The organism is Methylobacterium sp. SyP6R, assembly GCF_019216885.1.
Classification (GTDB): Bacteria; Pseudomonadota; Alphaproteobacteria; order Rhizobiales; family Beijerinckiaceae; genus Methylobacterium.
Map to the genome: position 1 here is coordinate 6,090,113 of NZ_JAAQRC020000001.1, position 22,418 is coordinate 6,112,530.

Below are 22,418 nucleotides of genomic sequence, written 5' to 3' on the forward strand. Positions count from 1 at the left end.
CTGCCCCCTCCCCCTTGAGCGGCACTGGGTGCGCCGCCCCGGGGGGGGCGGGCGTGCTCTCAGGCGTGGGCGGCCGTCAGGGCGTTCGGATCGGCGGGCGTGATCGCGACGGATTCACCGCAGCCGCAGGCCGAGGTCTGGTTCGGATTGTTGAACACGAACTGCGACGACAGCTTCGTGGTCTGGAAATCCATCTGAGTCCCGAGCAGGAACAGCACCGCCTTCGGATCGATGAAGACGCGGACGCCCTTGTCCTCGATCATGTCCTCGCCGGGTTTCCGCTCCTCGGCGTATTCCATCGTGTAGCTCATCCCGGCGCAGCCGCCGTTCTTGACGCCGACGCGCAGGCCCGCGATCGGGCGCTCAGCGTCGGCCATGATGCCCTTGATCCGCTCGGCGGCGGCCTCGGTCAGCGACATCACCTTGAAGCTCGGTGCCATGTTCAAAACTCTCTCCGACGGCCGGGTTCAAGGCCCGGGCGGTTGAGGCGCGAGGTTACGTCTCGGAAGATAAGCATCCCGTTGCCGATGGTCCACCGGAGGGATGTGCTAGGATGAGCCGTCATGGAGGCGGCGATGGCGGATGCGGCGCGGCGGCGGATGACGCCGGAGGAATTCTTTCGCTGGCAGGAGGACCAGGACGAGCCGTTTGAACTCGTCGATGGCGTTCCGGTCCCGAAGCACCGGATGATGACCGGGGCGAGCGTCCAGCATGACCGGGTGACGGTGAACGTCATCATCGCCTTGGGCAATAAGCTGCGTGGCTCCCGCTGCCGCCCGACGACCGACGATGTCTCGCTGCGAACCAGTATCACCACGATCCGGCGGCCCGACGTCACGGTCGAGTGTGGCGAACTGGTCTACGACACCCACGAATCCCGCGAGCCACGCCTCGTCGTCGAGGTCGCCTCTCCGTCCACGACCACTGTCGACCGGACGGTGAAACTGGAGGAGTACAAGCGCCATCCGACGCTCCGGTCCATCCTGCTCCTCGAGACCGTGGCGCCGGTCGCCCTGCTCTACCGCCGCGAGGGGGAGGGCTGGCAACCGGTGCTGTTCGAAGGCCTCGATGCCGTCATCGCCCTGCCGGAGATCGGCGCGAGCCTGGCGCTGGCCGAGGTCTATGACGGCCTCGCCTTCCCGCCCCGCATCACCGACGCGATGCGCTGAACCCGCTCACCACATGTCGAGCGCGATGCGGGCCTCGTCGGACATCCGGCTCTGGTCCCACGGCGGGTCGAACACCATCGTCACGTTGCACCCGGCGACGCCCGGCACCGCCGAGACGGCGTTCTCGACCCAGCCCGGCATCTCGCCGGCGACGGGACAGCCCGGCGCCGTCAGCGTCATGTCGATGGCGACATTGCGGTCGTCGGCGATGTCGACCCGGTAGATCAAGCCGAGCTCGTAGATGTCGGCCGGAATCTCCGGATCGTAGACGGATTTGAGCGCCGCCACGATGCCGTCGGTCAGACGGTCCATCTCCTCCGGCGGGATCGCGGAGGCGTTCACCTGGGCGTTCAGCGACGGGGTATTCGCGCCGCTCGCGGCGGGGGTATCGGTCATGGGGTCCTCACGCGAACATCCGTTCGGCCCGGGTCAGGGCCGAGACGAGGGCGTCGATCTCCGCCGTCGTATTATACAGGCCGAACGAGGCGCGACAGGTGGAAGTGGTGCCGAAGCGCTTGAGCAGCGGCATGGCGCAGTGGGTGCCGGCCCGCACCGCAACGCCCTGGCGGTCGATCACCGTGGCGACGTCGTGGGCGTGCGCACCCTTCATCTCAAAGGAGATCACCGCGCCCTTGTGCTTCGCCGTGCCGATGATCCGCAGGCTGTTCATCCCGCGCAGGGCGTCCTGCGCGTAGGCCAGCAGATGCGCCTCGTGGGCGGCGATGCGCTCGCGGCCGAGCGACATCATGAATTCGAGCGCCGCGCCGAGCCCGATCGCCTCGATGATCGCCGGGGTGCCCGCCTCGAAGCGGTGCGGGGGCGCGTTGTAGGTGATGCGCTCCTCCTCGACGATCTCGATCATCTCGCCGCCGCCCTGGTAGGGGGGCAGACGCTCCAGCCACTCCTTCTTGCCGTAGAGCACGCCGATGCCGGTCGGCCCGTAGACCTTGTGGCCGGTGAAGACGAAGAAGTCGCAATCGAGGGCCTGGACGTCGATCGCCTGGTGGACGGCGCTCTGCGCCCCGTCGAGCAGCACCGGCACGCCGTGGGCATGCGCGATGCGGACGATCTCTTCCGCCGGCGTCACCGTGCCGAGGACGTTCGACATCTGGGTGATCGCCACCATCTTGGTGCGGGGCGAGAAGAGCTTCTCGAACTCCTCGACCAGGAAGTTGCCCTCGTCGTCGACGGGGGCGAATTTCAGCACGGCGCCGCGGCGCTCGCGCAGGAAGTGCCAGGGCACGATGTTGGAATGGTGCTCCATGATCGACAGGATGATCTCGTCACCCTCGCCGATCAGCCCGGCCCAGCCCATGCAGGTCGCGACGAGATTGTAGGCCTCGGTGGCGTTGCGGGTGAAGATGATCTCGTCGGTGGAGCGGGCGTTGAGGAACTGGCGCGTCGTCTCGCGCGCGCCCTCGAAGCCGTCCGTCGCCGCATTCGCCATGAAGTGCAGGCCGCGATGCACGTTGGCATAGGCCGTCTCCATCGCGCCCGACATGGCGTCGATCACCGCCCGCGGCTTCTGCGCCGAGGCGGCGTTGTCGAGATAGACCAGCGGCTTGCCGTAGACCTGCTGCGACAGGATCGGGAATTGCGCCCGGATCGCCTCGACGTCGTAGGGGGTCTGGAGGACGGGTGCGTTCATCTCGGGCTCTCGTGCAGGGGCGTGAGAGGGGCCGGCCCTTGGGCCGGCCCGATCGTTTCTTAGCCGCGGCGGGCGAGCCAGGCTTCGGTCTCGGCGATCATTGCGTCGCGGGCCCCCTCGTGGGTCACCGCCTCGATCGCCTCGCCGAGGAAGGCCTGGACCAGCAGGCTCTCGGCCTGGGGCCGCGGCAGGCCGCGGGCCATCAGGTAGAACAGCAGGTCCTCGTCCGGCGCGCCGCAGGTGGCGCCGTGGCCGCAGGCCACGTCGTCGGCGAAGATCTCCAGCTCCGGCTTGTTCATCATCTGCCCCTCGTCGGTGAGGAGGAGGCAGTCCGACTTCATCTTGCCGTCGGTCTTCTGGGCGATCTGCCGGACGATGATCTTGCCCTGGAACACGCCGGTGGCGTCGCCGTCGATGACTGTCTTGAACTGCTCGCGGCTGATGCCGCCGACCGCCGCGTGATCGGCGAGCAGCGTCGAGTCGGCGAGCTGGCCGTCGCGGATCATCGCGGCGCCGTTGACCGTGGCGGTCGCGTCGTCGCCGGCGAAGTGCAGGTAGAGCTGGTGGCGCGACAGCACCGCGCCGGTCACCACGTTGACGGTCTCGATGTGCGAGCCGGCGCCGAGGCGGGCCGAGACGGTCGAGAGCGCGATGGCGGCATCACCCTCGATGTTGAGCCGGCTGTGCAGCACGCGGGCGCGGTCGCCGACCACGACGTCGAGGACGTCGTTGGGCTGGTAGGCGATCCCGTCCGGGCCCTCGTGGCTCTCGAGCAGCGTCACCTCGGACTCATCCCCGGCCACGACCAGCACGCGGGTCGCGGTCGAGAACGGAGCCTCGCCGGTGCCGATGAAGCGCAGGTGCAGGGCGCGCTCGATCCTGGCGCCGGCCTCGACCTTGATCACCGCCCCGTCCGCCATGAAGGCGGCGTTGAGCTGGTAGATCGGGTTCTCGCGGGTCTGCTCGACCGGGGCGAGGTGGTCGAGGAGCGGATGACCCTCGGCCATGGCCTTCGCGAAGGTGACCACCTCCAGGCCCTCGGGCAGGCCGGACAGGTCGGAGAGCGCCGCGATCAGGTGGCCGTTGACGAAGGTCAGGCGTGCGGCCTCGATCCCGGCAAAGCCCCGGGCCGCCTTGACCGCATTGCGGGCAGTCTCGGGCTCGGGCGCCTCGGCCGGCGGGGCGGCCTCGCGCACAGCAGCGCGCAGGTCGGTGTACTTGAAGGCCTCGACGCGGCGATGCGGCAGGCCCGCCGCCTCGAAATAGCGGAACGCTTCCTCGCGGGCGATGGCCGCCCCGGGGAGCTTGAGCCGCTGGACCTCGAAGAGCTTCGACAGCCCGGTCTCGGCGGCGGTGCGGAGGGTCGTGACGTCGGCCATGGTCACGCGGCCTCGCTCGCCCGGTACTCGGCATAGCCCGAGGCCTCGAGCTCGAGGGCGAGCTCCTTAGCCCCGGACTTCACCACCCGGCCCTGCGCCATCACGTGCACGGTGTCGGGCACGATGTGGTTGAGGAGCCGCTGGTAGTGGGTGATCACCAGGAAGCTGCGGTTCTGGGCGCGCAGCGCATTCACGCCCTCCGAGACGATGCGGAGCGCATCGATGTCGAGGCCGGAATCGGTCTCGTCGAGGACGCAGAAGCGCGGCGACAGGAGCGCCATCTGGAGGATCTCCATGCGCTTCTTCTCGCCGCCGGAGAACCCGACATTGAGGGCGCGCTTGAGCATCTCGCGGTTGATCTCGAGCTTGTCGGCAGCCGCGAAGACCTGGCGCATGAAGTCGGGGGTGGTCAGCTCCTCCTCGCCGCGGGTCTTGCGCTGGGCGTTCATCGCCGCCTTGAGGAAGGTCATCGTGCCGACGCCCGGGATCTCCAGCGGGTACTGGAAGGCCAGGAAGATGCCGGCCGCCGCGCGGGCATCCGCTTCCATCTCCAGGATGTTCTCGCCGTCGAGCAGGATCTCGCCGTCGAGGACCTCGTAATCCTCCTTGCCGGCGATGACGTAGGACAGGGTCGACTTGCCGGAGCCGTTCGGCCCCATGATGGCGGCGACCTCGCCGTCGTTGACGGTCAGGCTCAGGCCGTTGAGGATGCGCTTGTCCTCGATGTTGACGACCAGGTTCTTGATTTCCAGCATGATAAGGTAGTCCTGACGGGAGCGGCCGACCGCGCGGCACCGCATCCGTTGCAATGAATTCGGGGCGTAAGAGGCTTCCGGCTCGTCGCCGGAAGCCTGGGAGCGATCAGCCCACCGAGCCTTCCAGGCTGATCGAGATCAGCTTCTGGGCCTCGACGGCGAATTCCATCGGCAGCTGCTGCAGCACGTCGCGGACGAAACCGTTGACGATGAGCGCGGTCGCCTCCTCCTCGGAGAGGCCGCGCTGCAGGCAGTAGAACTTCTGGTCCTCGGAGATCTTCGAGGTGGTGGCCTCGTGCTCGAACACGGCGGACGCGTTCTTCGACTCGATGTACGGCACGGTGTGCGCGCCGCACTGGTCGCCGATCAGCAGCGAGTCGCAATTGGTGAAGTTGCGCGCGCCCTTCGCCTTCTTGTGCGCCGAGACGAGGCCCCGGTAGGTGTTCTGCGACCGGCCGGCCGAGATGCCCTTCGAGATGATCCGGCTCGTCGTGTTCTTGCCGAGATGGATCATCTTGGTGCCGGAATCGACCTGCTGCATGCCGTTCGACACCGCGATCGAGTAGAACTCGCCGCGGGAATTGTCGCCGCGCAGGATGCAGGACGGGTACTTCCAGGTGATCGCCGAGCCGGTCTCGACCTGCGTCCACGAGATCTTCGAGTTCACGCCGCGGCAATCGCCGCGCTTGGTCACGAAGTTGTAGATGCCGCCGCGGCCTTCCGCATCGCCCGGGTACCAGTTCTGGACCGTCGAGTACTTGATCTCGGCGTCGTCCAGCGCCACGAGCTCGACCACCGCGGCGTGGAGCTGGTTGTCGTCGCGCTTCGGGGCGGTGCAGCCCTCGAGATACGAGACGTACGAGCCCTTGTCGGCGATGATCAGCGTGCGCTCGAACTGGCCGGTGTCACGCTCGTTGATGCGGAAGTAGGTCGACAGCTCCATCGGGCAGCGCACGCCCGGCGGGATGTAGACGAACGAGCCGTCGGAGAAGACCGCCGAGTTGAGCGTCGCGAAGTAGTTGTCGGTGACCGGCACAACCGAGCCGAGGTACTTCTTCACCAGCTCGGGGTGCTCGCGCACGGCCTCCGAGATCGGCATGAAGATGACGCCGGCCTTGGCGAGCTCGGCCTTGAAGGTGGTGGCGACCGAGACCGAATCGAACACCGCATCGACCGCGACGCGGCGCTCGGGGGCGATGCCCTCCAGCACCTCGACCTCGCGCAGCGGGATGCCGAGCTTCTCGTAGGTCTTCAGGATCTCGGGATCGATCTCGTCGAGCGACTGCGCCGCCTTGCGCTTCGGCGCGGCGTAATAGTACAGCTCGTCGTAGTTGATCTTGTCGTACTCGACCCGCGCCCAGTTCGGCTCCTTCATGGTGAGCCAGCGGCGATAGGCGTCGAGGCGCCATTCGAGCATCCACTCCGGCTCGTCCTTCTTGGCCGAGATGAAGCGGATCACGTCCTCGGAGAGGCCCTTCTCGGACTTCTCCATCTCGATCGTGGTCTCGAACCCGTATTTGTACTGATCGACATCGATGGCGCGGACGCGATCGACCGTCTCCTGCACTGCAGGCATACCCGTCTCCTACCGCTTACGGCTTCAAGGGCCGCGAGGTGATGACACGGCCGGATGCGAGGCACGCGCTCACGCGGCCCGCTCCCGGCGCTTATATAGGGACGAAACCAGCCGATCGAAGGCCGCGAGGAAGCTTTCCCCGTCCTCTTGCCGGCTGTTCCACCCCAAACTCACGCGCAGCGCCCCAGCGGACAGGGCGGAATCGACCCCCATCGCCGCGAGCACGCCGGAGCGCGACACCTTGCCCGAGGCGCAGGCCGCCCCGGACGAGACCGCCACCCCATCGAGGTCGAGGGCGATCAGGGCCGTCTCGGCCTTGAGCCCCGGCAGGGCGAAGCAAAGCGTGTTGGGCAGGCGCTCGGCCCCCGCCCCGAACACCACGGCATCGGGCGCGCGTGCCCGCACGCCCGCCTCGATCGCGTCGCGCAGGGAGGCGAGGCGGATCGCCTCGGCCGACATGGCTGCCAGCGCCAGTTCCGCGGCGATCCCGAACCCGACGATGCCCGGCACGTTCTCGGTCCCGGCCCGCAGGCGCCCCTCCTGCCCGCCGCCGCGGTGGAAGGCGGGCTCCAGGATCGCGCCCTCCCCGAGCACGATCGCACCAACGCCCTTCGGCGCACCGAGCTTGTGCCCCGACAGGGTCAGGGCGTCGGCAGCGAATATATTGCGCGCGATCGATATCCGTCCAGCGGTCTGGACCGCATCGCTGTGGAACAGGGCGCCGTGCTGGCATGCGAGTGCCGCAACCCTCGCCAGGGGCTGGACCACGCCGGTTTCGTTGTTGGCGGCCTGGACCGAGACCAGAGCGGTGACGCCCTCCGCGGCACACGCCGCCAATCGCGCCTCCAGGACGTCGAGGCGGATGACCCCGTCGGCATCGACCGGCAGGATCGCGGTCTCGTGCGCCGGGAAGCGGTGGCCTTGCAGGCAGCACGGATGTTCGGTCGCGCCGATCAGCAGCCGGGTCGGCGCCGGCACGCCGCGCCGGCATAAAGAGCCCGACAGGACCGCGTTCGCGGATTCGGTGCCGCCGCTGGTGAACACCACCTGCGACGGCTTCACCCCGGCGAGGGAAGCGACCTTGGCCCGCGCCGCCTCGATCGCCGAACGAGCCGCCCGCCCTTCGCGATGGACCGAGGACGGGTTGCCGGGCAGGTCGTGGAGCGCGCGCACGACCGCCTCCGCCACCTCGGGCCGCAGGGGCGAGGTGGCGTTGTGGTCGAGATAGGCGCGCGGGCGCTCCATGCGCTGAATTCCTTTGCCTTTCCCCCCGGGGGCCGTGCTAAGGCCCGCCCCGGATACACGTAATCAGATGGTGCGTGCTTGCCGGCGCGAGGCCGGGGACGACGGCACCCGGTTCTTTAGAATGATTCTAGTTCGCTAGAACCATTCTAAGGGTGCTTTTATGGGAGACCGACCCCGAGTCAAGCATCGGACTCGGGGTGCCCAGCCGTTCCCGCGCCGCATTCACGCAGCGTTGAAGCTCGAAAGAGGTCGTTCATGCCCGAGGTCATCTTCGCCGGTCCCGCCGGTCGGCTGGAGGGGCGCTACCAGGCGCCGAAGCAGAAGGGCGCCCCGATCGCCATCGTGCTGCATCCGCACCCGCAATTCGGCGGCACGATGAACAACCAGATCGTCTACAACCTGTTCTATACGTTCGCGAATCGCGGTTTCGCGGCCCTGCGCTTCAATTTCCGCGGCGTCGGCCGCAGCCAGGGCGCGTTCGACCACGGCGTCGGCGAGTTGTCGGATGCCGCCGCCGCCCTCGACTGGGTCCAGGCGATGAACCCCGAGGCCCGGGCCTGCTGGATCGCCGGCGTTTCGTTCGGCTCCTGGATCGGCATGCAGCTCCTGATGCGCCGCCCGGAGATCGAGGGCTTCATCTCGATCGCCGCGATGGCCAACCGCTACGATTTCAGCTTCCTCGCCCCCTGCCCGTCCTCGGGCCTGTTCGTGCACGGCTCCGAGGACCGGGTCGCGCCGGCCCGCGAGGTGATGCCGGTGATCGAGAAGGTGAAGACCCAGAAGGGCGTCATCATCGAGCACCAGATCGTCGACGGTGCCAACCACTTCTTCGACGGCAAGGTCGACGAGCTGACCCAGACGGTGGACACCTACCTCGACAAGCGGCTGGGCAAGCGCGACGAGGCGGCGTGAGGAAGAGGGCATCCCGGAGCCCGAAACCTCGGAGTCCATGATACTGCTTCGACACTCTTCGTCATCCCGGGCCCGGCGCAGCCGGGAACCCGGGACGACGAAGAGGATGTCAGGATCGTGGAGCAGGTCGGACCGGCTCAGTACGGCACGCGGTCGGCCTTGTCGTGGTACTTCTTCCAGACCTCGACGGCCTCGACCCGCATGATCTGGCGGGTCGGGATCGAGCGCTCGTCGACCGGCTTCTTCAGCTCGCCGTAGATCATGCTGTCGTCGAAGTCGCCGTAGCGCAGCGCATCCTCGTTGGTCGAGGCGTAATAGATCTCCTTGATGCCGGCCCAGTAGGCCGCCGCCATGCACATCGGGCACGGTTCGGCGCTGGTATAGAGCGTGGCGTCGCGGAGCTTGAAGCTGCCTTGCGCCTTGCAGGCCTTGCGGATCGCCTCCATCTCGCCGTGCCAGGTCGGGTCGTTCTCGGCGACGACGCGGTTCGCACCCTCGGCCAGGATTTGGCCGTCCTGCACGATCACGCAGCCGAACACCCCGCCGGCGCTCTCGACGAGCGAGGTCTTCTCCGACAATTCGATGGCACGGGCCATGAACGTCCTGTGGTCGTCCGTCATCGTGAAGTCCTTTCGCCTTTCGGGCGGGAGCGCTACGGCAGGAAGGTGAACAGGGCGATCTCGGCCGCGTACAGCCCCAGCATGACGCAGGCGCCGAGAAACTCAATCCGCCGTCGCGCTTGCGGCGCCGGGGTCAGCCACCAGCCGAGGGCGGCGGTGGCGAGCCCCATCAGCAGCCAGGAGACCAGGGCCACGCTGATCGCGTTGCCGATGAAGGTCGCGACCGCCACCGGCAGCCCGGCGGTGAGCGGGCTGAGGAAGCGGATCTCCAGCATCACCACCGGAAACAGCACGAGCAGCACCAGGGCCGTCTGCTTCCAGGCCGGCGGGGTCGCGCCGCCCTCCTCCGGGAACCAGCCGGCGAAGGGCGCGGCAAGGCGTCGGCTGGTCCAGGTCGCGACCGCCGGATCGGCCTGGCGGAGCAGCGCCCGGCGCTCGGGCGAGGCGAGCCAGGCATCGAGCTCGGCCGGCGTGGCGAAGCGCACCAGCGCCGTCCAGTAGGGGATTTGCGGCGGCAGCGGCGCCTGGACGAGGGTGCCGGCATAGCCGGGGAACCGCGCCTGCGCGGCCTGCGCCGCCTCGGCCCAGGCGCGGAACGCGGGCTCGCGCCCGGGTTCGACCCGGGTGGCGACCACCTCGGTCACGCAGGCGAGGTCGTGGACGTCGGGAGCCGCCTCGTCGTCGGCGGGATGATCGGGATCGAGGAGCGGCGCCAGGGCCGCCAGGTACTCCGCCCGGGCCGGGCCGTCGCGCCAGGCGCCAAGCGCCGCCGAATCGCGAAAGCGCTGGACCACGTGCCAGTCCGGCGCCTGGGGTGCGACCGGAACGATCTCCAGGCTGACGAAGCCCGGCGCCTCGCAGGCCGCCCGGGTCAGGGCGGCCTGCCATCGCGAAAAGTCGTCTTCGGCGCCGGAGCGGAGAGAGATCCGCGTCACGATCGCCGTCACGCCGGCGTGGCTGGGTAAGATCATCGGGAGATCGCGACCGACGGGAAGCGGCGGGACAATGCGCAGCGGCCTGTTACCGGTGCCCTAACGCCGAAGGTCCGGCTTATCCTGACAGGTTTGCGGTCACGTCCCACCGCCGAATGACACGGCGCCAGCCATCGTTGCTGCGATTCCTCGCCGAAACGTCTCACCCGGACGCGCCGCCGCCGCGCCCGGGTGAGACGGACCGCGTCAGCGCGGCGCCGCACCATCCGGGCGGTTCGACGGCATCCCGCCGGGAGCGTCCGGGTAGGCGGTGCTCGGCACCGGCCCGGGCTTTCCGACCGAGCTGCTCGGCACCGCCGTGCGGCTCGCATCCGCCGCCCCCGAGGGGCCGGGCGCCGCCGGGCACGGGCCGCCGGCCGGACAGGCGCCGTGATCGGTCGCGACCGATCGGCCGCCCCGCTCGGCCGCCGGCTGGCCGCCGGGGCTGTCGGGATAGGCCGCCGCCCCGCCCGGCTGGCGCGAGGGGGCGGCGGGGGTCGGTGAGCCTTGGGCGAGTGCGGGGCCCGCCGCGAGGGACGCGAGCAGGGCGAGGGCGAGGGCGCGCATCAGATGTCCCGCCTCTGCATCGCACCGGCGATGTGGTCGGCCTGGCGGAGCGCCAGGGCGACGATGGTCAGGGTCGGGTTGCAGGCCGCGCCGCTCGTGAACTGGCTGCCGTCGGAGACGAACAGGTTCTTCACGTCGTGGGTCTGGCCGAACTTGTTCAGCACCCCGTCCCGCGGCTTCGCGCTCATCCGGTTGGTGCCCATGTTGTGGGTGCTCGGATAGGGCGTGACCGGGTAGGTGACGGTGGCGCCGACCGCCTCGTAGATCGCCGCGCCCTGCTTGTAGGCGTGGTTGCGCATCGCGACGTCGTTGGGATGATCGTCGTAATGGACGCTTGCCACCGGCATCCCGTGCTTGTCCTTGACGGCGGGATCGAGGGTGATGCGGTTCGTCTCCTGCGGCATGTCCTCGCCGACGAGCCACATCCCGGCCATGCGCGGATATTGCTCCATGGCGCTGGTGAAGGAGCGGCCCCAGGCACCGGGATTGAGGAAGGCGGCCATGAACGGCACGCCGAGCGAGACCGTCTCCATCTCGTAGCCGCCGGAGAAGCCGCGCTTGGGGTCGTGATGCGCCTCGTCGCGGATGATGCCCGCCATGGTGGTGCCGCGATACATGTGCACCGACTTCTCGAACACGCCGTAGACGCTGCCGGTCATGTGCCGCATGTAGTTGCGGCCGACCTGGCCCGAGGAATTGGCGAGCCCGTCCGGGAACATGCTGGAGGCGCTGTTGAGGAGGAGCCGCGGGCTCTCGATCGAGTTGCCGGCCACCGCGACGATGCGGGCCTTCTGGCGCTGGAGCTTGCCGTCGGCATCGGCATAGACCACGCCGGTCACCTTGCCGGAGGCGTCGTGCTCGATGCGGAGCGCCATGCAGTTCGGGCGCACCTCCAGGTTGCCGGTCTCCTCGCCGCGGGGGATCTCGGCGATCAGGGTCGACCATTTCGCCCCCGACTTGCAGCCCTGGAAGCAGAAGCCGATCTGCTGGCAGGAGCCGCGGTCGTGGCGCTCCTCGCTGTTGATCGCCATCCTGCCGGTATGGACCTCCTTGTAGCCGACGCGGCGGGCGCCGGCCTCCATCACCTTGAAGTTGTTGTTGCCCGGCAGGCCCGGGATGTTGTTGGTGCGGGTCACCCCCATCCGGTCCTCGGCCTTGGTGTACCAGGGATCGAGCTCGGCCCGGGTGATCGGCCAGTCGAGGAGGTTGGCGCCGGGCAGCGCGCCGTAATGGTCGCGGATGCGGAATTCGTGCTCCTCGAAGCGCAACGAGGCGCCGGCCCAGTGCACGGTGGAACCGCCCACCGCCTTGACGATCCAGGCCGGCAGGTTGGGGAAGTCCCGCGCCACCCGCCACGAACCCGAGGTGGTGCGCATGTCGGTCCAGGCGAGCTGGGCGAAGCTCGCCCATTCGTCGTTGACGAAATCCTCCATGTTGTGGCGGGCGCCGGCCTCGAGGATGACGCAGCGGATGCCCTTCAATGCCAGCTCGGTGCCGAGCGTGCCGCCGCCGGCGCCCGAGCCGACGATGACGACGAGCCCGTCGTCGTTCAGGTCGAATGTGGCCATGGTTTCCTCCGGGTCCGCGCGGCCGGTCGCGGCCGGTCCGGCGCGGCTGTTCATTGATTGTTCTTTGGTGGACGGTCGGCGTGAGTGCGTGTGCCGGCGGCTAGACCTTCGGCAGCCAGTCGATGTCGTTGAAGCCGCGGTTGATGTAGCCGCCCTTGTCGGCGGACGACCCCTCGTAGCCGAATTTCGGCCAGATCTCCGGCTGGTTGTAGAGCGAGACGACGAGGTCCGAGCGGATCTTCTTGAAGAAGTCCGTGTGGCTGATGCCCTCCAGCACCGCGACCCGGTCGGCCTCCCAGCCGATCTGGGCGTAAGCGACCTTGTGGCGGGCCTGCGCGTCCTCGTCGAGGCGGCGCACCCCGGAGGTCAGCAGCGTCTTCACCGACGGGTCGGCGGCGGCCTTGCCGTCCCAGGGCTTGATCGCCGTGATGTAATAGACGTCGCCGAGGAAGTCGTGCGGGTAGATGTCCCGCGCCATCTTCACCAGGGTCTTCAGCTCGGCCGGCGACAGGGCGGCGCCGTTCTCGGCCCAGGCTTCCGAGACCTGGAGCCCGGCGGCGCTGGCGAGGGCGGCGGCCGGCGCCGCGGCGGCGGCGCTCTGCAGGAAGCCGCGGCGGCTGAACCGCACGCGCGGATCGACTTCTCTCATGGGCTTGTCTCCTCTGATGTCGTTTTTTATGCCGTGCACGTGTCGGCCGGCGCGGGGCGCGTCTGTCGCGCGCTCCCGCACCCGCCGGGGATGTCAGCGGAAGCGGCCGCCCTTCTGGATCACCTCGATCTTGTAGCCGTCCGGATCGGTAGCGAAGAAGAAGCGGGCGAGCGTCTTGCCCTGGTGCTGGAAGTCCTTGACCGGGGTGGCGGGCAGGCCTTCCTGCGTGAAGCGGGCATGCTCGGCATCGACGTCGTCCACCACCACCGCGAGGTGGCCGTAGCCGTTGCCGAGATCGTAGGGCTCGGTGCGGTCGAAGTTGACCGTCAGTTCCAGCTCGAACGGCGACGAGGGATGGCGCAGGTAGACGAGCGCGAACCCGTCGAAGCCGACGCGCTCGGCGAGTTCGAGGCCGAAGGCGCGGGCGTAGTAGGCGCGGGAGCGCTCCTCGTCGAGGACGCGGATCATCGAGTGGACGGGCTTGGCCATCGGCAGCAGGAACCTCGTTTCGCGTAAGCCACCGCTCGGGTGTCGCTGTTGAGAATAGCTCCAGGGACGGAGCCGGGGTGGTAGCGGGCTGTGACGCGGGCGGGCCGATCGGGGCGTCCGCCCGCGCCCTCCCGCAAGCGACGGCGCACGATGAGCGTCGGCCCGCCACGGAGACCGGCCAGTTCTTGTTCCGCTCCGCCGCGTGCGCGAGGACACATCGCAACGGCCTTCGCCCACCTATCTTCCGATCATCGCAACGGAAGCAGCCACCAACCCGGACCTGCACTGCGAATAAGGAGCCTGAATACCAGATGAAGACCCGTATCGCCGCCGTCGTCACCGCGATTGTCCTTGGCGCCGCTCCGATCTCGTCCGCCATGGCATTCGGCCCCACCTCTCCCGCCACCCCGTTCGGCCCTCGCGACGTCGAGACCACCGGCTCGATCGGCTCCGCCAATACCAGCGTGCCGTTCTACGGCGCCTGCCCGATGAGTTCGGCCTCGGAGGGCAACGCCAACCAGCAGAACTTCCCGGTCAAGCAATACGGCCAGACCGCGGGCGGGCACCGCTGCTGATCCGACAGGAGACGGGACATGAGTGACATGAAGCTTCTGCGCGCCGTTTCCTACGGCATGATCGGTGTTCTGGCCGGGGGCCTCGCCATGACGGTATTCGGCACCGCCAGCGCCCTGATCAACATGTAATCCGCCGAAGGGCCGCTCCTCGGGGGCGGCCCTTCTCGCATGAGCCGGAAGCGCGGGGTTTTTCCCGCGCCCCCGCCGGAACCGCAGAGCTTCGGTTCGCTTTGCCCCTGCAAACCCTCGCAGGAGACAGCCATGCCCCCGCTCGCCCGCCTGCTTTCCGCCTTTCTGATCCTGGCCGCGAGCGCCGCCCCGGCCCTCGCGATCTCGGACCGGCGCGACCAGCCGACCCAGGCCGACATCCCCGACGGCAAGGGCGGCGACGCGTCGGGAATCGCCCCTCCGCAGGCGATCAAGCCCGAGACCAAGGTGATGCCCGGCGACACGGGCCTGAGCGGCAGCACCCGCGCGCGCACCAATCCCCTCGACCAGCTCGAGCCCAAGGACCGGCGTGCCACCGGCGGCGGCGACGGGGCCGGCGACCGACGCTGAGGCAACTCCTTGCCGGCCACCAGGGTTAACCCCCGCGCAACGCACGCGAGGGGAGTCGCCCATGGGTCTGCTCGATCAGGTCATCGGTTCGGTGCTCGGCAACGTCCTCGGAGGCGGGGGCCGGCATGAGGAAGGCCGCGAGGGCGGCTCCGGGGCGATGTCGCCCCTGGTCAAGGCGCTGCTGATGCTGCTCGCCGCCAAGGCGATGCAGGGCGGTTTCGGCGACATCTTCGGCGGCGGCCGCCGGCCGGTGCCGCAGGGCGGGCCCGACGACGGCGACGCCCCGGATCCGCACGGCTACGGTGCGCCGGACCCGCGCGACGACGCGCCCCGCGGCCGGCGCGGCGAGGATCCGGACAATCCCTATTCCGACCTTGCCGGGATGCTCGACGGCCCCGGCGGCGGGACCCAGGCGCCCTCCCCCGGCAGCGGGGGCATGCAGAACCCGTTCGACCAGGGCGCCGGGCCGTATTCCCGCCTCGACCGGGAGCAGCCGGAGGATGCCGCCGGCGGTCTCGACCAGCTCATCGACCGCTTCCGCCGCGGCGGCCTCGGCGAGATGATCGAATCGTGGATCGGCCCGGGCCACAACCGGCCGATCCAGCCGCAGCAGCTCGCCCAGGCGCTCGGCCCCGACACGGTCGAGACCCTGAGCCGACAGACCGGAATGGGCCGGGACGACCTGCTGGCACAGCTCGCCCAGGTGCTGCCGGGCGTGATCGACGGGTTGACGCCGCAGGGCCGGCGTCCGAACCACGACGAGATGCGCGGCTGGTGATTCGTCACGGCGCCCCCGGGCGCCGTTTCGCGCGAAGGGTGACGCCGATGGCCTACGAGCTCCATTACTGGCCGATGATCCAGGGCCGGGGCGAGTTCGTCCGTCTCGCCCTGGAGGAGGCCGGCGCGCCTTACGTCGATGTCGCCCGCGAGGACGGCATCGACGGCCTGATGGCCGGGCTCGACGCGCCGCCCCGCCCGCCCTTCGCCCCACCCTACCTGCGCGACGGCGATCTGGTGATCGGCCAGACCGCCGCGATCCTGCTCCATCTCGGACCGCGCCTCGGCCTCGTCGGGGAGCGCGAGGCCGACCGGATCTGGACCCACCAGATCCAGCTCACTATCGCCGATGCGGTGGCCGAGGCCCATGACAGCCACCACCCGATCGCCTCCGCCCTGTACTACGAGGAGCAGACGGAAGAGGCCGCACGCCGGGCCGCGGATTTTCGCGAGAGCCGGATCCCGAAATTCCTGCACTGGTTCGAGCGGGTGCTGGCGACGAACACCGTCGGTCCGCGCCACCTCGTCGGCGAAAGCCTCAGCTACGCCGACCTCTCGCTGTTCCAGCTGGTGGAGGGCCTGGCCTACGCCTTCCCGCGGGCGACCGAGCGGGCGCTCGGGTTCACGCCGAAGGTCGTCGCCCTGCACCGGCTCGTGGCCCGCCGGCCGCGCATCGCCGCCTATCTCGCGAGCGACCGGCGCGTACCCTTCAGCGAGGACGGGATTTTCCGCCGCTACCCGGAACTCGACGCCTGACGCAGCAGCACCGGAAGGGCCGAGACCGGTCCGCCCGGGGCACCATTCGCGAATCAGTTCGGCCCGGACATCCTCCCACCGGCCTCCCTCCGGGCGATCGGCATGGGGGCCACGCGCGATGCCGCAACGGAATGTCGAAACGTTGCGGATGCGCAACAGGCTCACGGGGCGGCAGGCTTTTTCCTAAACCGTTGATTTCACGCGCCTCCCAAGACGCACGTTGCCGTGGCGCAACGGAGTGTGGCCTCAGATGGACAGCCGGGGGGCGTCCTTAACAAAAAATTAACCATTTCGGCGCGAAAGTCCGTTAACCAAATCGTTAACCAAACCGCGCCTCGACGCGCATGCCGGCCGACAACGCAAGTCCACTGCGAAGTTCCGGTAATTTTCGACAATCAAGAACCAAGCAACCCCGCTGCCTTCTCAGGCAACGGAACAGAAGAACTCGTCAAAAAATCTTGGGGGCTGGCGTGTACATCGTCGTCGACGAGCGGGAAAGCGTGGCTGCACACTACGTGGAAGGCTTCGGCGTGGAGGGCGTGGCGGCCCGGGGGCTGGACGTGCGGGACGTCCAGACCTGGATCGACGCCACGCCGGCCCAGGACCTCGCGGCGGTCCAGGGCTTCGTCATCGGCGATTGCGCCGACCGGGCGACCTTCACCGGCCTGCTGCGCAGCCTGTCCGGTGCGCCGATCATCGCGCTGAACGAGACCCGCTCCCTGGAGCAGACCCTCGCGCTGTTCACCGCCGGCATCGACGACGTGGTGCGCAAGCCGGTCCATGTCCGCGAGATCATCGCCCGAGCCGGGGCGATCCGCCGCCGGACCAACCGCAGCGAGGCAAAGCCCGCGAGCACCCCGGACAAGAGCGGCCGCCTGACCGTCCATACCGACGGGCGCGATCCGGAGATCGACGGCCAGAGCCTGCTGCTGCCCCGGCGCGAGCGCGACATCCTGGATTATCTCGCCCGCAACCGCGGCCGGCCGGTGACCAAGGGCCAGATCTTCAAGGCGGTCTACGGCGACCTCGACGCGGCCGTCGACGAGAGCGTCGTCGAGGGCCACATCAGCAAGCTGCGCAAGAAGCTGCGGATGCGGCTGGGCTACGACCCGATCGAGGCCAAGCGTCTGGCCGGCTACACCTTCGTCGGCTGATCCCCTCTCTCCTTTCAGCGACCGGAATGCAACGAAGCCCCGGGCGGTCGACCGCCCGGGGCTTCGTCGTCATCGGAGTGACCGCCGCCGGGAGGGCGGCGGTCGGTCATCTTAGCGGAAGAGCGAGAGGACGTTCTGGCTCGCCGAGTTGGCGATCGAGAGCGCCTGCACCGCCAGCTGCTGCTGCGTCTGCAGCGCCTTCAGCTTGGTCGACTCCTCCTCCACGTCCGCATCCACCAGGATGCCGATCGTGCGGTCGTTGGCCTTCATCAGCGTGTCGACGAAGGTCTTCTGGCCGTCGATCTGCGTCTTGTTGGCACCCAGCTTCGTACCCGCATCCGTCACCTTGCCGATCGCCTTGTCGACCGCCGAGATGATCGCCTGCAGGTCCGCGTCGCCGTTGGTGCCCACCAGCTTCGAGATGTCGAGGTTGGCGATCGAGTACGAGCCGCCGCCGAATTGCGGGTTGTAGGTCCCCGCGGCCGTGTCGAGGATGCCCTGCGCCTGCGTCGTCCCGGCATTCGTGCCCGAGGCGCTGCGCACCACCACCGTGCCGGCCGCAACGTTGTTGAACGTCGTCGCGGTGAAGCCGAAGGCCGCCACGTCGGCGCCGCCCGTCGCGATCGTCTTGGTGTTGTCGGAGTTCGACAGCGTGATCTTGCCGTTCGAGAACGACGCGGTCACCGTGCTGGCCGTCGCCGCGGCGAGCTTGGTGTTCATGATCGCAACCAGGTCGGCGCCGTTCACCGCGGTGTTGCTCGCCGAGGTCGCCGAGGCGCCCAGGGCGGTGAAGTCCGCCGCCACCAGGGTCAGGGTCTTGGGCGTGGCGCCGTCGTTGATCGTGATCACCTTCGAGCCCGTCGACAGGTCGAGGGTGGTGATCGCGGTGCCGGTCGCCACGGCCGACTGCGCGCCCGTCGTGACGGTGCCGAGGCCGATATCGAGCACCCGCTTGCCGCCCGCGGACGGGTTGGCGAGCTGGACGTTCAGGGTCGAGGCTGCACCGGTGCCGGTGGTGGTGAAGTTGAGCCGGCCCGACGAGTCGAGGCCCGCCGTGACCTTGCCGGCGAGACTGCCGTTGGCGGCGATCTGGTTGTTGAGGGCGTTGAGGAACTCGCTGGTGGTGACCTTGGACAGGTTCTGGGCGGCCGACTGCATGTTGCCGGCGTTGAGGGTCAGCGTGCCGGCGACGCCGCCGACCGTCACGGTCAGCGAGACCTCGTTCGGGCCCGAGAAGTCCGCCGTACCGGTGCCCGAGCCGAAACCGGCGGTGCCGGTCAGCGAGGTCGAGCCGACGATCTGGGCATTGGTGGCGGCGGTGTTCACGCTGGTCGAGTTGACGTCGTAGAGCTTGATGCTCTGCACGTTCACGGCGATCTGCGAGAAGGTGATGGTCCCGCTGGCGGTGCGCGAGAAACCGCCGACCACGTTCTGGGTCGCCAGGTAGGCGCTGTTGCTGGCCGAGGAATTGACCGAGAGCCAGTTCTGGCCGCTCGAGTTCGAGGAATCGGCGGTCGCCTTCATCTTCGACTGGATGGCGGCGATCTCGGTCTGCACCTTCGAGCGGTCGACGCCCGGGGTCATCGCGGTCTGCAGCTTGGCCCGCATGTTCTGCAGGTCGGAGATGATGCTGTTGAGGCCGTTATAGGCGGTGTCGACCGACGAGGAGCCGAGGCCGAGCGAGTCCTTGACCGCGCCGAGCGAGGCGTTGTCGGTGCGCACCGTGGTGGCGATCGACCAATAGGCGGCGTTGTCGGAGGCGGCCGAGACGCGCTGGCCGGTCGAGACCCGGTTGCTGGTCGTGTCGAGGTTCTGGTTGATGTTCTTGAGGGTGGTCAGCGCCGTCATCGCGGCGTTGTTGGTCAGCAGGCTGGTCACGGCTGGTCGTCCTGATCTACACGTTACTGGCTAGGGCGATCGTGATCCGGGCTCGCACCGGTACAGCAGAACGGCCTCATGCCGTCGGGACGACCGAGCGGAGGCGCGCTGGATTGCCCAGCCCGCGGCCGATCCGGTCGGTCTCTCTTGATCCCCCCGGGACGACGGCATCGCCGTCCAGGGCTCGCTCAAGCCCGACTCGCTGCGCGTTAGACATCCGGACTCTCACCGGGGTCAGCGGTTCGACATCATGTCTCTGGGCTCGTCGGAGCCCATCCGCTGCACCTGCCTCGCCGGGGGAGCAGCCTCGCTGCCGCCCCGTCGATGAAGCCAATCTGCACCCAGAAGGTTATTCGACGATTAAGCTTAAGAGCGCAGATCGGAAAGGCGTCGGTTTTTACCGAACCCGCGCCGGTCGATTGTCAAGATCTCGTTAACCATAGATTTTCATTAACCACAAGACGACGATGAGCAAAAGAAAAAGGCCACGTCCCTGAGGACGTGGCCTTGTATCGTCGCGCCGGTCGGCGGACCGCTCGGCGGTCCGCCACCCTCCGCCGCTTAGCGGAAGAGCGAGAGGACGTTCTGGCTCGCCGAGTTGGCGATCGAGAGCGCCTGCACCGCCAGCTGCTGCTGCGTCTGCAGCGCCTTCAGCTTGGTCGACTCCTCCTCCACGTCCGCATCCACCAGGATGCCGATGGTGCGGTCGTTGGCCTTCATCAGCGTGTCGACGAAGGTCTTCTGGCCGTCGATCTGCGTCTTGTTGGCACCCAGCTTCGTGCCCGCATCCGTCACCTTGCCGATCGCCTTGTCGACCGCCGAGATGATCGCCTGCAGGTCCGCGTCGCCGTTGGTGCCCACCAGCTGCGAGATGTCGAGGTTGGCGATCGAGTACGAGCCGCCGCCGAACTGCGCGTTGTAGGTCCCCGCCGTCGTGTCGAGGATGCCCTGCGCCTGCGTCGTCCCGGCATTCGTGCCCGAGGCGCTGCGCACCACCACCGTGCCGCCCGCAACGTTGTTGAACGTCGTCGCGGTGAAGCCGAAGGCCGCCACGTCGGCGCCGCCCGTCGCGATCGTCTTGGTGTTGTCGGAGTTCGACAGCGTGATCTTGCCGTTCGAGAACGACGCGGTCACCGTGCTGGCCGTCGCCGCGGCGAGCTTGGTGTTCATGATCGCAACCAGGTCGGCGCCGTTCACCGCGGTGTTGCTCGCCGAGGTCGCCGAGGCGCCCAGGGCGGTGAAGTCCGCCGCCACCAGGGTCAGGGTCTTGGGCGTGGCGCCGTCGTTGATCGTGATCACCTTCGAGCCCGTCGACAGGTCGAGGGTGGTGATCGCGGTGCCGGTCGCCACGGCCGACTGCGCGCCCGTCGTGACGGTGCCGAGGCCGATATCGAGCACCCGCTTGCCGCCCGCGGACGGGTTGGCGAGCTGGACGTTCAGGGTCGAGGCTGCACCGGTGCCGGTGGTGGTGAAGTTGAGCCGGCCCGACGAGTCGAGGCCCGCCGTGACCTTGCCGGCGAGACTGCCGTTGGCGGCGATCTGGTTGTTGAGGGCGTTGAGGAACTCGCTGGTGGTGACCTTGGACAGGTTCTGGGCGGCCGACTGCATGTTGCCGGCGTTGAGGGTCAGCGTGCCGGCGACGCCGCCGACCGTCACGGTCAGCGAGACCTCGTTCGGGCCCGAGAAGTCCGCCGTGCCGGCGCCCGAGCCGAAGCCGGTCGTGCCGGTCAGAGAGGTGGCGGCGAGAACCTGGGCGTTGGTGGCGGCGGTGCTGACGCTGGTCGAGTTGACGTCGTAGAGCTTGATGCTCTGCACGTTCACGGCGATCTGCGAGAAGGTGATGCTGCCGCTGGCGGTGCGCGAGAAACCGCCGACCACGTTCTGGGTCGCCAGGTAGGCGCTGTTGCTGGCCGAGGAATTGACCGAGAGCCAGTTCTGGCCGCTGGCGTTCGAGGAATCGGCAGTGGCCTTCATCTTCGACTGGATCGCCGAGATCTCGACCTGCACCTTCGAGCGGTCGACGCCCGGGGTCATCGCGGTCTGCAGCTTGGCCCGCATGTTCTGCAGGTCGGTGATGATGCTGTTGAGGCCGTTATAGGCGGTGTCGACCGACGAGGAGCCGAGGCCGAGCGAGTCCTTGACCGCGCCGAGCGAGGCGTTGTCGGTGCGAACCGTGGTGGCGATCGACCAGTAGGCGGCGTTGTCGGAGGCGGCCGAGACGCGCTGGCCGGTCGAGACCCGGTTGCTGGTCGTGTCGAGGTTCTGGTTGATGTTCTTGAGGGTGGTCAGCGCCGTCATCGCGGCGTTGTTGGTGAGCAGGCTGGTCACGGCGAGGGATTCCGGTTTTTGAGCGTGGCGGGAATGTGCAAGGTTCCGGGCTCACACCGGTGCAGCGGAACGGCTTCATGCCATCGGACGCGAGGGGTCCGACCGACTGCGCTTCGACACATCCGGATTCTCACCGGGGGCTGCGGCTCGACATCATGTCTTGGGCTCGGGGAAGCCCATCCGCTGCACCTGCCGGGCGGCCCTGCTGGGGCGCCGCCGACAGATGCACTATCGGGGGGGCCCCCTTAGCAAGCGATTAAGCCCTCGGTAATACCCGCTATCCACACCCCGGCCGCCCGGCAGGAATGTCCCCGGGAGGCCGGCAGGAATTGCCTTTCGGACAGGCCCGGGCAAGGCAGCGCGGCTATTCCGGCTCGCATGAGCGGACATCCCGGGCCCACCCCGCGCGGCGGCAAGGCCGAGACGACACCGACGCGCATCGTCCTCAAGAAGGGCGGCACGTTCTTCCTCAACGGCGCCCTGATCCGGGCGCACGATGCCTTCGGCGCGGAGATCCACCTCGCCGAAGCCCTGCTGCTGCCGAGCCAGATCCTGTCGGCGGAGGCGGCGCGGACGCCGCTGCAGCGGCTCTATTACTGCGTGCAGCAGGCCCTGATCGAGCCTGAGGCGGCCGCGACCTGGCGGGAGGCGTTCACGGCGGGCCTGCCGCCGGTGCTCGACCCTCACTCCACGGTCGGGCCGGTCCAGCGGGACAGCCTGGAGCGGGTCGCCGCCCTCGTCGAGGCCGGGCGCCTGATCGAGGCCCTGGCGGCCCTGCGCCGGGCGATCAAGGCCGGGCCGGCGACCTGACTCGGGCGGTCCGGGGCTGAAAAAGCCCCGCGCA

The 22,418-nt window shown here is 68.6% G+C and carries 23 protein-coding genes; 8 read left to right on the top strand and 15 right to left on the bottom strand.

Annotated elements, in window-relative coordinates; translation table 11 throughout:
* Positions 1–59: 59 nt before the first annotated feature.
* Entirely contained in the window at positions 60–440 is a 381-nt protein-coding gene (gene sufA, locus HBB12_RS27930; protein WP_236992350.1) for a Fe-S cluster assembly scaffold SufA, read from the bottom strand.
* 123 nt (positions 441–563) lie between these two features.
* Here sufA and HBB12_RS27935 point away from each other — a divergent pair, with 123 nt between their 5' ends.
* Positions 564–1,169 carry a Uma2 family endonuclease gene (locus tag HBB12_RS27935; protein WP_236992351.1) on the top strand — a complete coding sequence of 202 codons (606 nt, stop codon included), beginning with the start codon at positions 564–566 and terminating at the stop codon, positions 1,167–1,169.
* Between the two features lie 6 nt (positions 1,170–1,175).
* On the opposite strand, the gene HBB12_RS27940 is transcribed toward HBB12_RS27935, so the two are convergent.
* The 6 genes from HBB12_RS27940 to HBB12_RS27965 all read right to left on the bottom strand — a co-directional run bounded on the left by HBB12_RS27940 (position 1,176) and on the right by HBB12_RS27965 (position 7,772).
* Positions 1,176–1,565 carry an SUF system Fe-S cluster assembly protein gene (locus tag HBB12_RS27940; protein WP_442919329.1) on the bottom strand — a complete coding sequence of 130 codons (390 nt, stop codon included), beginning with the start codon at positions 1,563–1,565 and terminating at the stop codon, positions 1,176–1,178.
* Between the two features lie 7 nt (positions 1,566–1,572).
* Entirely contained in the window at positions 1,573–2,817 is a 1,245-nt protein-coding gene (locus tag HBB12_RS27945; RefSeq protein WP_236992352.1) for a cysteine desulfurase, read from the bottom strand.
* A 59-nt stretch (positions 2,818–2,876) separates the two neighbouring features.
* The gene (locus tag HBB12_RS27950) at positions 2,877–4,196 is read right to left on the bottom strand and encodes a SufB/SufD family protein (protein ID WP_236992353.1); all 1,320 of its coding nucleotides are present in this window, start codon (positions 4,194–4,196) and stop codon (positions 2,877–2,879) included.
* Between the two features lie 2 nt (positions 4,197–4,198).
* A complete protein-coding gene (gene sufC, locus HBB12_RS27955) occupies positions 4,199–4,951 on the bottom strand; it encodes a Fe-S cluster assembly ATPase SufC (RefSeq protein WP_236992354.1) in 753 nt (250 codons plus the stop codon).
* Between the two features lie 106 nt (positions 4,952–5,057).
* Complete coding sequence (gene sufB / locus HBB12_RS27960) at positions 5,058–6,527, bottom strand: Fe-S cluster assembly protein SufB (RefSeq protein ID WP_203154856.1); 1,470 nt, start codon at positions 6,525–6,527, stop codon at positions 5,058–5,060.
* Between the two features lie 69 nt (positions 6,528–6,596).
* On the bottom strand, positions 6,597–7,772 hold the full coding sequence (locus tag HBB12_RS27965) for a cysteine desulfurase family protein (RefSeq protein WP_236992355.1): 1,176 nt from the start codon (positions 7,770–7,772) through the stop codon (positions 6,597–6,599).
* Between the two features lie 255 nt (positions 7,773–8,027).
* Here HBB12_RS27965 and HBB12_RS27970 point away from each other — a divergent pair, with 255 nt between their 5' ends.
* Positions 8,028–8,684, top strand: a complete 657-nt coding sequence (locus HBB12_RS27970; RefSeq protein ID WP_236992356.1) for an alpha/beta hydrolase — start codon at positions 8,028–8,030, stop codon at positions 8,682–8,684.
* Positions 8,685–8,821: 137 nt separating this feature from the next.
* Here HBB12_RS27970 and HBB12_RS27975 read toward each other — a convergent pair whose 3' ends face one another.
* The 6 genes from HBB12_RS27975 to HBB12_RS28000 form a co-directional block, all read right to left on the bottom strand.
* A complete protein-coding gene (locus tag HBB12_RS27975; RefSeq protein ID WP_236992357.1) occupies positions 8,822–9,304 on the bottom strand; it encodes a nucleoside deaminase in 483 nt (160 codons plus the stop codon).
* Between the two features lie 32 nt (positions 9,305–9,336).
* Entirely contained in the window at positions 9,337–10,275 is a 939-nt protein-coding gene (locus tag HBB12_RS27980; protein WP_236992358.1) for an antibiotic biosynthesis monooxygenase, read from the bottom strand.
* Positions 10,276–10,482: 207 nt separating this feature from the next.
* The gene (locus HBB12_RS27985; RefSeq protein ID WP_236992359.1) at positions 10,483–10,842 is read right to left on the bottom strand and encodes a hypothetical protein; all 360 of its coding nucleotides are present in this window, start codon (positions 10,840–10,842) and stop codon (positions 10,483–10,485) included.
* Positions 10,842–12,410: a GMC family oxidoreductase gene (locus tag HBB12_RS27990; RefSeq protein ID WP_236992360.1), complete on the bottom strand. Its 1,569-nt coding sequence runs from the start codon at positions 12,408–12,410 to the stop codon at positions 10,842–10,844. Before HBB12_RS27990 ends, HBB12_RS27985 begins: the two co-directional genes overlap by 1 nt.
* A 100-nt stretch (positions 12,411–12,510) precedes the next feature.
* Positions 12,511–13,059: a twin-arginine translocation signal domain-containing protein gene (locus tag HBB12_RS27995; RefSeq protein WP_236992361.1), complete on the bottom strand. Its 549-nt coding sequence runs from the start codon at positions 13,057–13,059 to the stop codon at positions 12,511–12,513.
* Between the two features lie 93 nt (positions 13,060–13,152).
* Entirely contained in the window at positions 13,153–13,548 is a 396-nt protein-coding gene (locus HBB12_RS28000) for a VOC family protein (RefSeq protein ID WP_236992362.1), read from the bottom strand.
* Positions 13,549–13,859: 311 nt separating this feature from the next.
* On the opposite strand from HBB12_RS28000, the gene HBB12_RS28005 reads away from it, so the two are divergent.
* The 5 genes from HBB12_RS28005 to HBB12_RS28025 all read left to right on the top strand — a co-directional run bounded on the left by HBB12_RS28005 (position 13,860) and on the right by HBB12_RS28025 (position 17,368).
* Positions 13,860–14,123: a hypothetical protein gene (locus tag HBB12_RS28005; RefSeq protein WP_236992363.1), complete on the top strand. Its 264-nt coding sequence runs from the start codon at positions 13,860–13,862 to the stop codon at positions 14,121–14,123.
* A 261-nt stretch (positions 14,124–14,384) separates the two neighbouring features.
* Positions 14,385–14,681 carry a hypothetical protein gene (locus tag HBB12_RS28010; RefSeq protein ID WP_236992364.1) on the top strand — a complete coding sequence of 99 codons (297 nt, stop codon included), beginning with the start codon at positions 14,385–14,387 and terminating at the stop codon, positions 14,679–14,681.
* Between the two features lie 61 nt (positions 14,682–14,742).
* Positions 14,743–15,459, top strand: coding sequence for a YidB family protein (locus HBB12_RS28015; protein ID WP_236992365.1), 717 nt, complete (start codon positions 14,743–14,745; stop codon positions 15,457–15,459).
* A 47-nt stretch (positions 15,460–15,506) separates the two neighbouring features.
* Positions 15,507–16,214 carry a glutathione S-transferase gene (locus HBB12_RS28020; RefSeq protein ID WP_236992366.1) on the top strand — a complete coding sequence of 236 codons (708 nt, stop codon included), beginning with the start codon at positions 15,507–15,509 and terminating at the stop codon, positions 16,212–16,214.
* A gap of 470 nt (positions 16,215–16,684) precedes the next feature.
* Entirely contained in the window at positions 16,685–17,368 is a 684-nt protein-coding gene (locus tag HBB12_RS28025; protein ID WP_236992367.1) for a response regulator transcription factor, read from the top strand.
* A gap of 111 nt (positions 17,369–17,479) precedes the next feature.
* Here the strand turns inward: HBB12_RS28025 and HBB12_RS28030 are convergent, their stop codons facing one another.
* Together HBB12_RS28030 and HBB12_RS28035 are read right to left on the bottom strand one after the other, a co-directional pair.
* The gene (locus HBB12_RS28030; RefSeq protein ID WP_236992368.1) at positions 17,480–19,246 is read right to left on the bottom strand and encodes a flagellin N-terminal helical domain-containing protein; all 1,767 of its coding nucleotides are present in this window, start codon (positions 19,244–19,246) and stop codon (positions 17,480–17,482) included.
* 561 nt (positions 19,247–19,807) lie between these two features.
* Entirely contained in the window at positions 19,808–21,574 is a 1,767-nt protein-coding gene (locus HBB12_RS28035) for a flagellin N-terminal helical domain-containing protein (RefSeq protein ID WP_236992369.1), read from the bottom strand.
* A 378-nt stretch (positions 21,575–21,952) separates the two neighbouring features.
* On the opposite strand from HBB12_RS28035, the gene HBB12_RS28040 reads away from it, so the two are divergent.
* Positions 21,953–22,384 carry a flagellar biosynthesis repressor FlbT gene (locus tag HBB12_RS28040; protein WP_236992370.1) on the top strand — a complete coding sequence of 144 codons (432 nt, stop codon included), beginning with the start codon at positions 21,953–21,955 and terminating at the stop codon, positions 22,382–22,384.
* Positions 22,385–22,418 lie beyond the last annotated feature (34 nt).

Bases quoted from the DNA above. Each gene is read 5' to 3' on its own strand.
- HBB12_RS27985 (WP_236992359.1), bottom strand. From the start codon at position 10,842: ATGCGCGCCCTCGCCCTCGCCCTGCTCGCGTCCCTCGCGGCGGGCCCC.
- HBB12_RS27965 (WP_236992355.1), bottom strand. From the start codon at position 7,772: ATGGAGCGCCCGCGCGCCTATCTCGACCACAACGCCACCTCGCCCCTG.
- HBB12_RS27970 (WP_236992356.1), top strand. From the start codon at position 8,028: ATGCCCGAGGTCATCTTCGCCGGTCCCGCCGGTCGGCTGGAGGGGCGC.
- HBB12_RS27935 (WP_236992351.1), top strand. From the start codon at position 564: ATGGAGGCGGCGATGGCGGATGCGGCGCGGCGGCGGATGACGCCGGAG.
- sufB (WP_203154856.1), bottom strand. From the start codon at position 6,527: ATGCCTGCAGTGCAGGAGACGGTCGATCGCGTCCGCGCCATCGATGTC.
- HBB12_RS27990 (WP_236992360.1), bottom strand. From the start codon at position 12,410: ATGGCCACATTCGACCTGAACGACGACGGGCTCGTCGTCATCGTCGGC.
- HBB12_RS27995 (WP_236992361.1), bottom strand. From the start codon at position 13,059: ATGAGAGAAGTCGATCCGCGCGTGCGGTTCAGCCGCCGCGGCTTCCTG.
- HBB12_RS27940 (WP_442919329.1), bottom strand. From the start codon at position 1,565: ATGACCGATACCCCCGCCGCGAGCGGCGCGAATACCCCGTCGCTGAAC.
- HBB12_RS28005 (WP_236992363.1), top strand. From the start codon at position 13,860: ATGAAGACCCGTATCGCCGCCGTCGTCACCGCGATTGTCCTTGGCGCC.
- HBB12_RS28010 (WP_236992364.1), top strand. From the start codon at position 14,385: ATGCCCCCGCTCGCCCGCCTGCTTTCCGCCTTTCTGATCCTGGCCGCG.
- HBB12_RS27980 (WP_236992358.1), bottom strand. From the start codon at position 10,275: ATGATCTTACCCAGCCACGCCGGCGTGACGGCGATCGTGACGCGGATC.
- sufC (WP_236992354.1), bottom strand. From the start codon at position 4,951: ATGCTGGAAATCAAGAACCTGGTCGTCAACATCGAGGACAAGCGCATC.
- HBB12_RS28020 (WP_236992366.1), top strand. From the start codon at position 15,507: ATGGCCTACGAGCTCCATTACTGGCCGATGATCCAGGGCCGGGGCGAG.
- HBB12_RS28015 (WP_236992365.1), top strand. From the start codon at position 14,743: ATGGGTCTGCTCGATCAGGTCATCGGTTCGGTGCTCGGCAACGTCCTC.
- HBB12_RS28040 (WP_236992370.1), top strand. From the start codon at position 21,953: ATGAGCGGACATCCCGGGCCCACCCCGCGCGGCGGCAAGGCCGAGACG.
- HBB12_RS27950 (WP_236992353.1), bottom strand. From the start codon at position 4,196: ATGGCCGACGTCACGACCCTCCGCACCGCCGCCGAGACCGGGCTGTCG.
- sufA (WP_236992350.1), bottom strand. From the start codon at position 440: ATGGCACCGAGCTTCAAGGTGATGTCGCTGACCGAGGCCGCCGCCGAG.
- HBB12_RS27975 (WP_236992357.1), bottom strand. From the start codon at position 9,304: ATGACGGACGACCACAGGACGTTCATGGCCCGTGCCATCGAATTGTCG.
- HBB12_RS27945 (WP_236992352.1), bottom strand. From the start codon at position 2,817: ATGAACGCACCCGTCCTCCAGACCCCCTACGACGTCGAGGCGATCCGG.
- HBB12_RS28000 (WP_236992362.1), bottom strand. From the start codon at position 13,548: ATGGCCAAGCCCGTCCACTCGATGATCCGCGTCCTCGACGAGGAGCGC.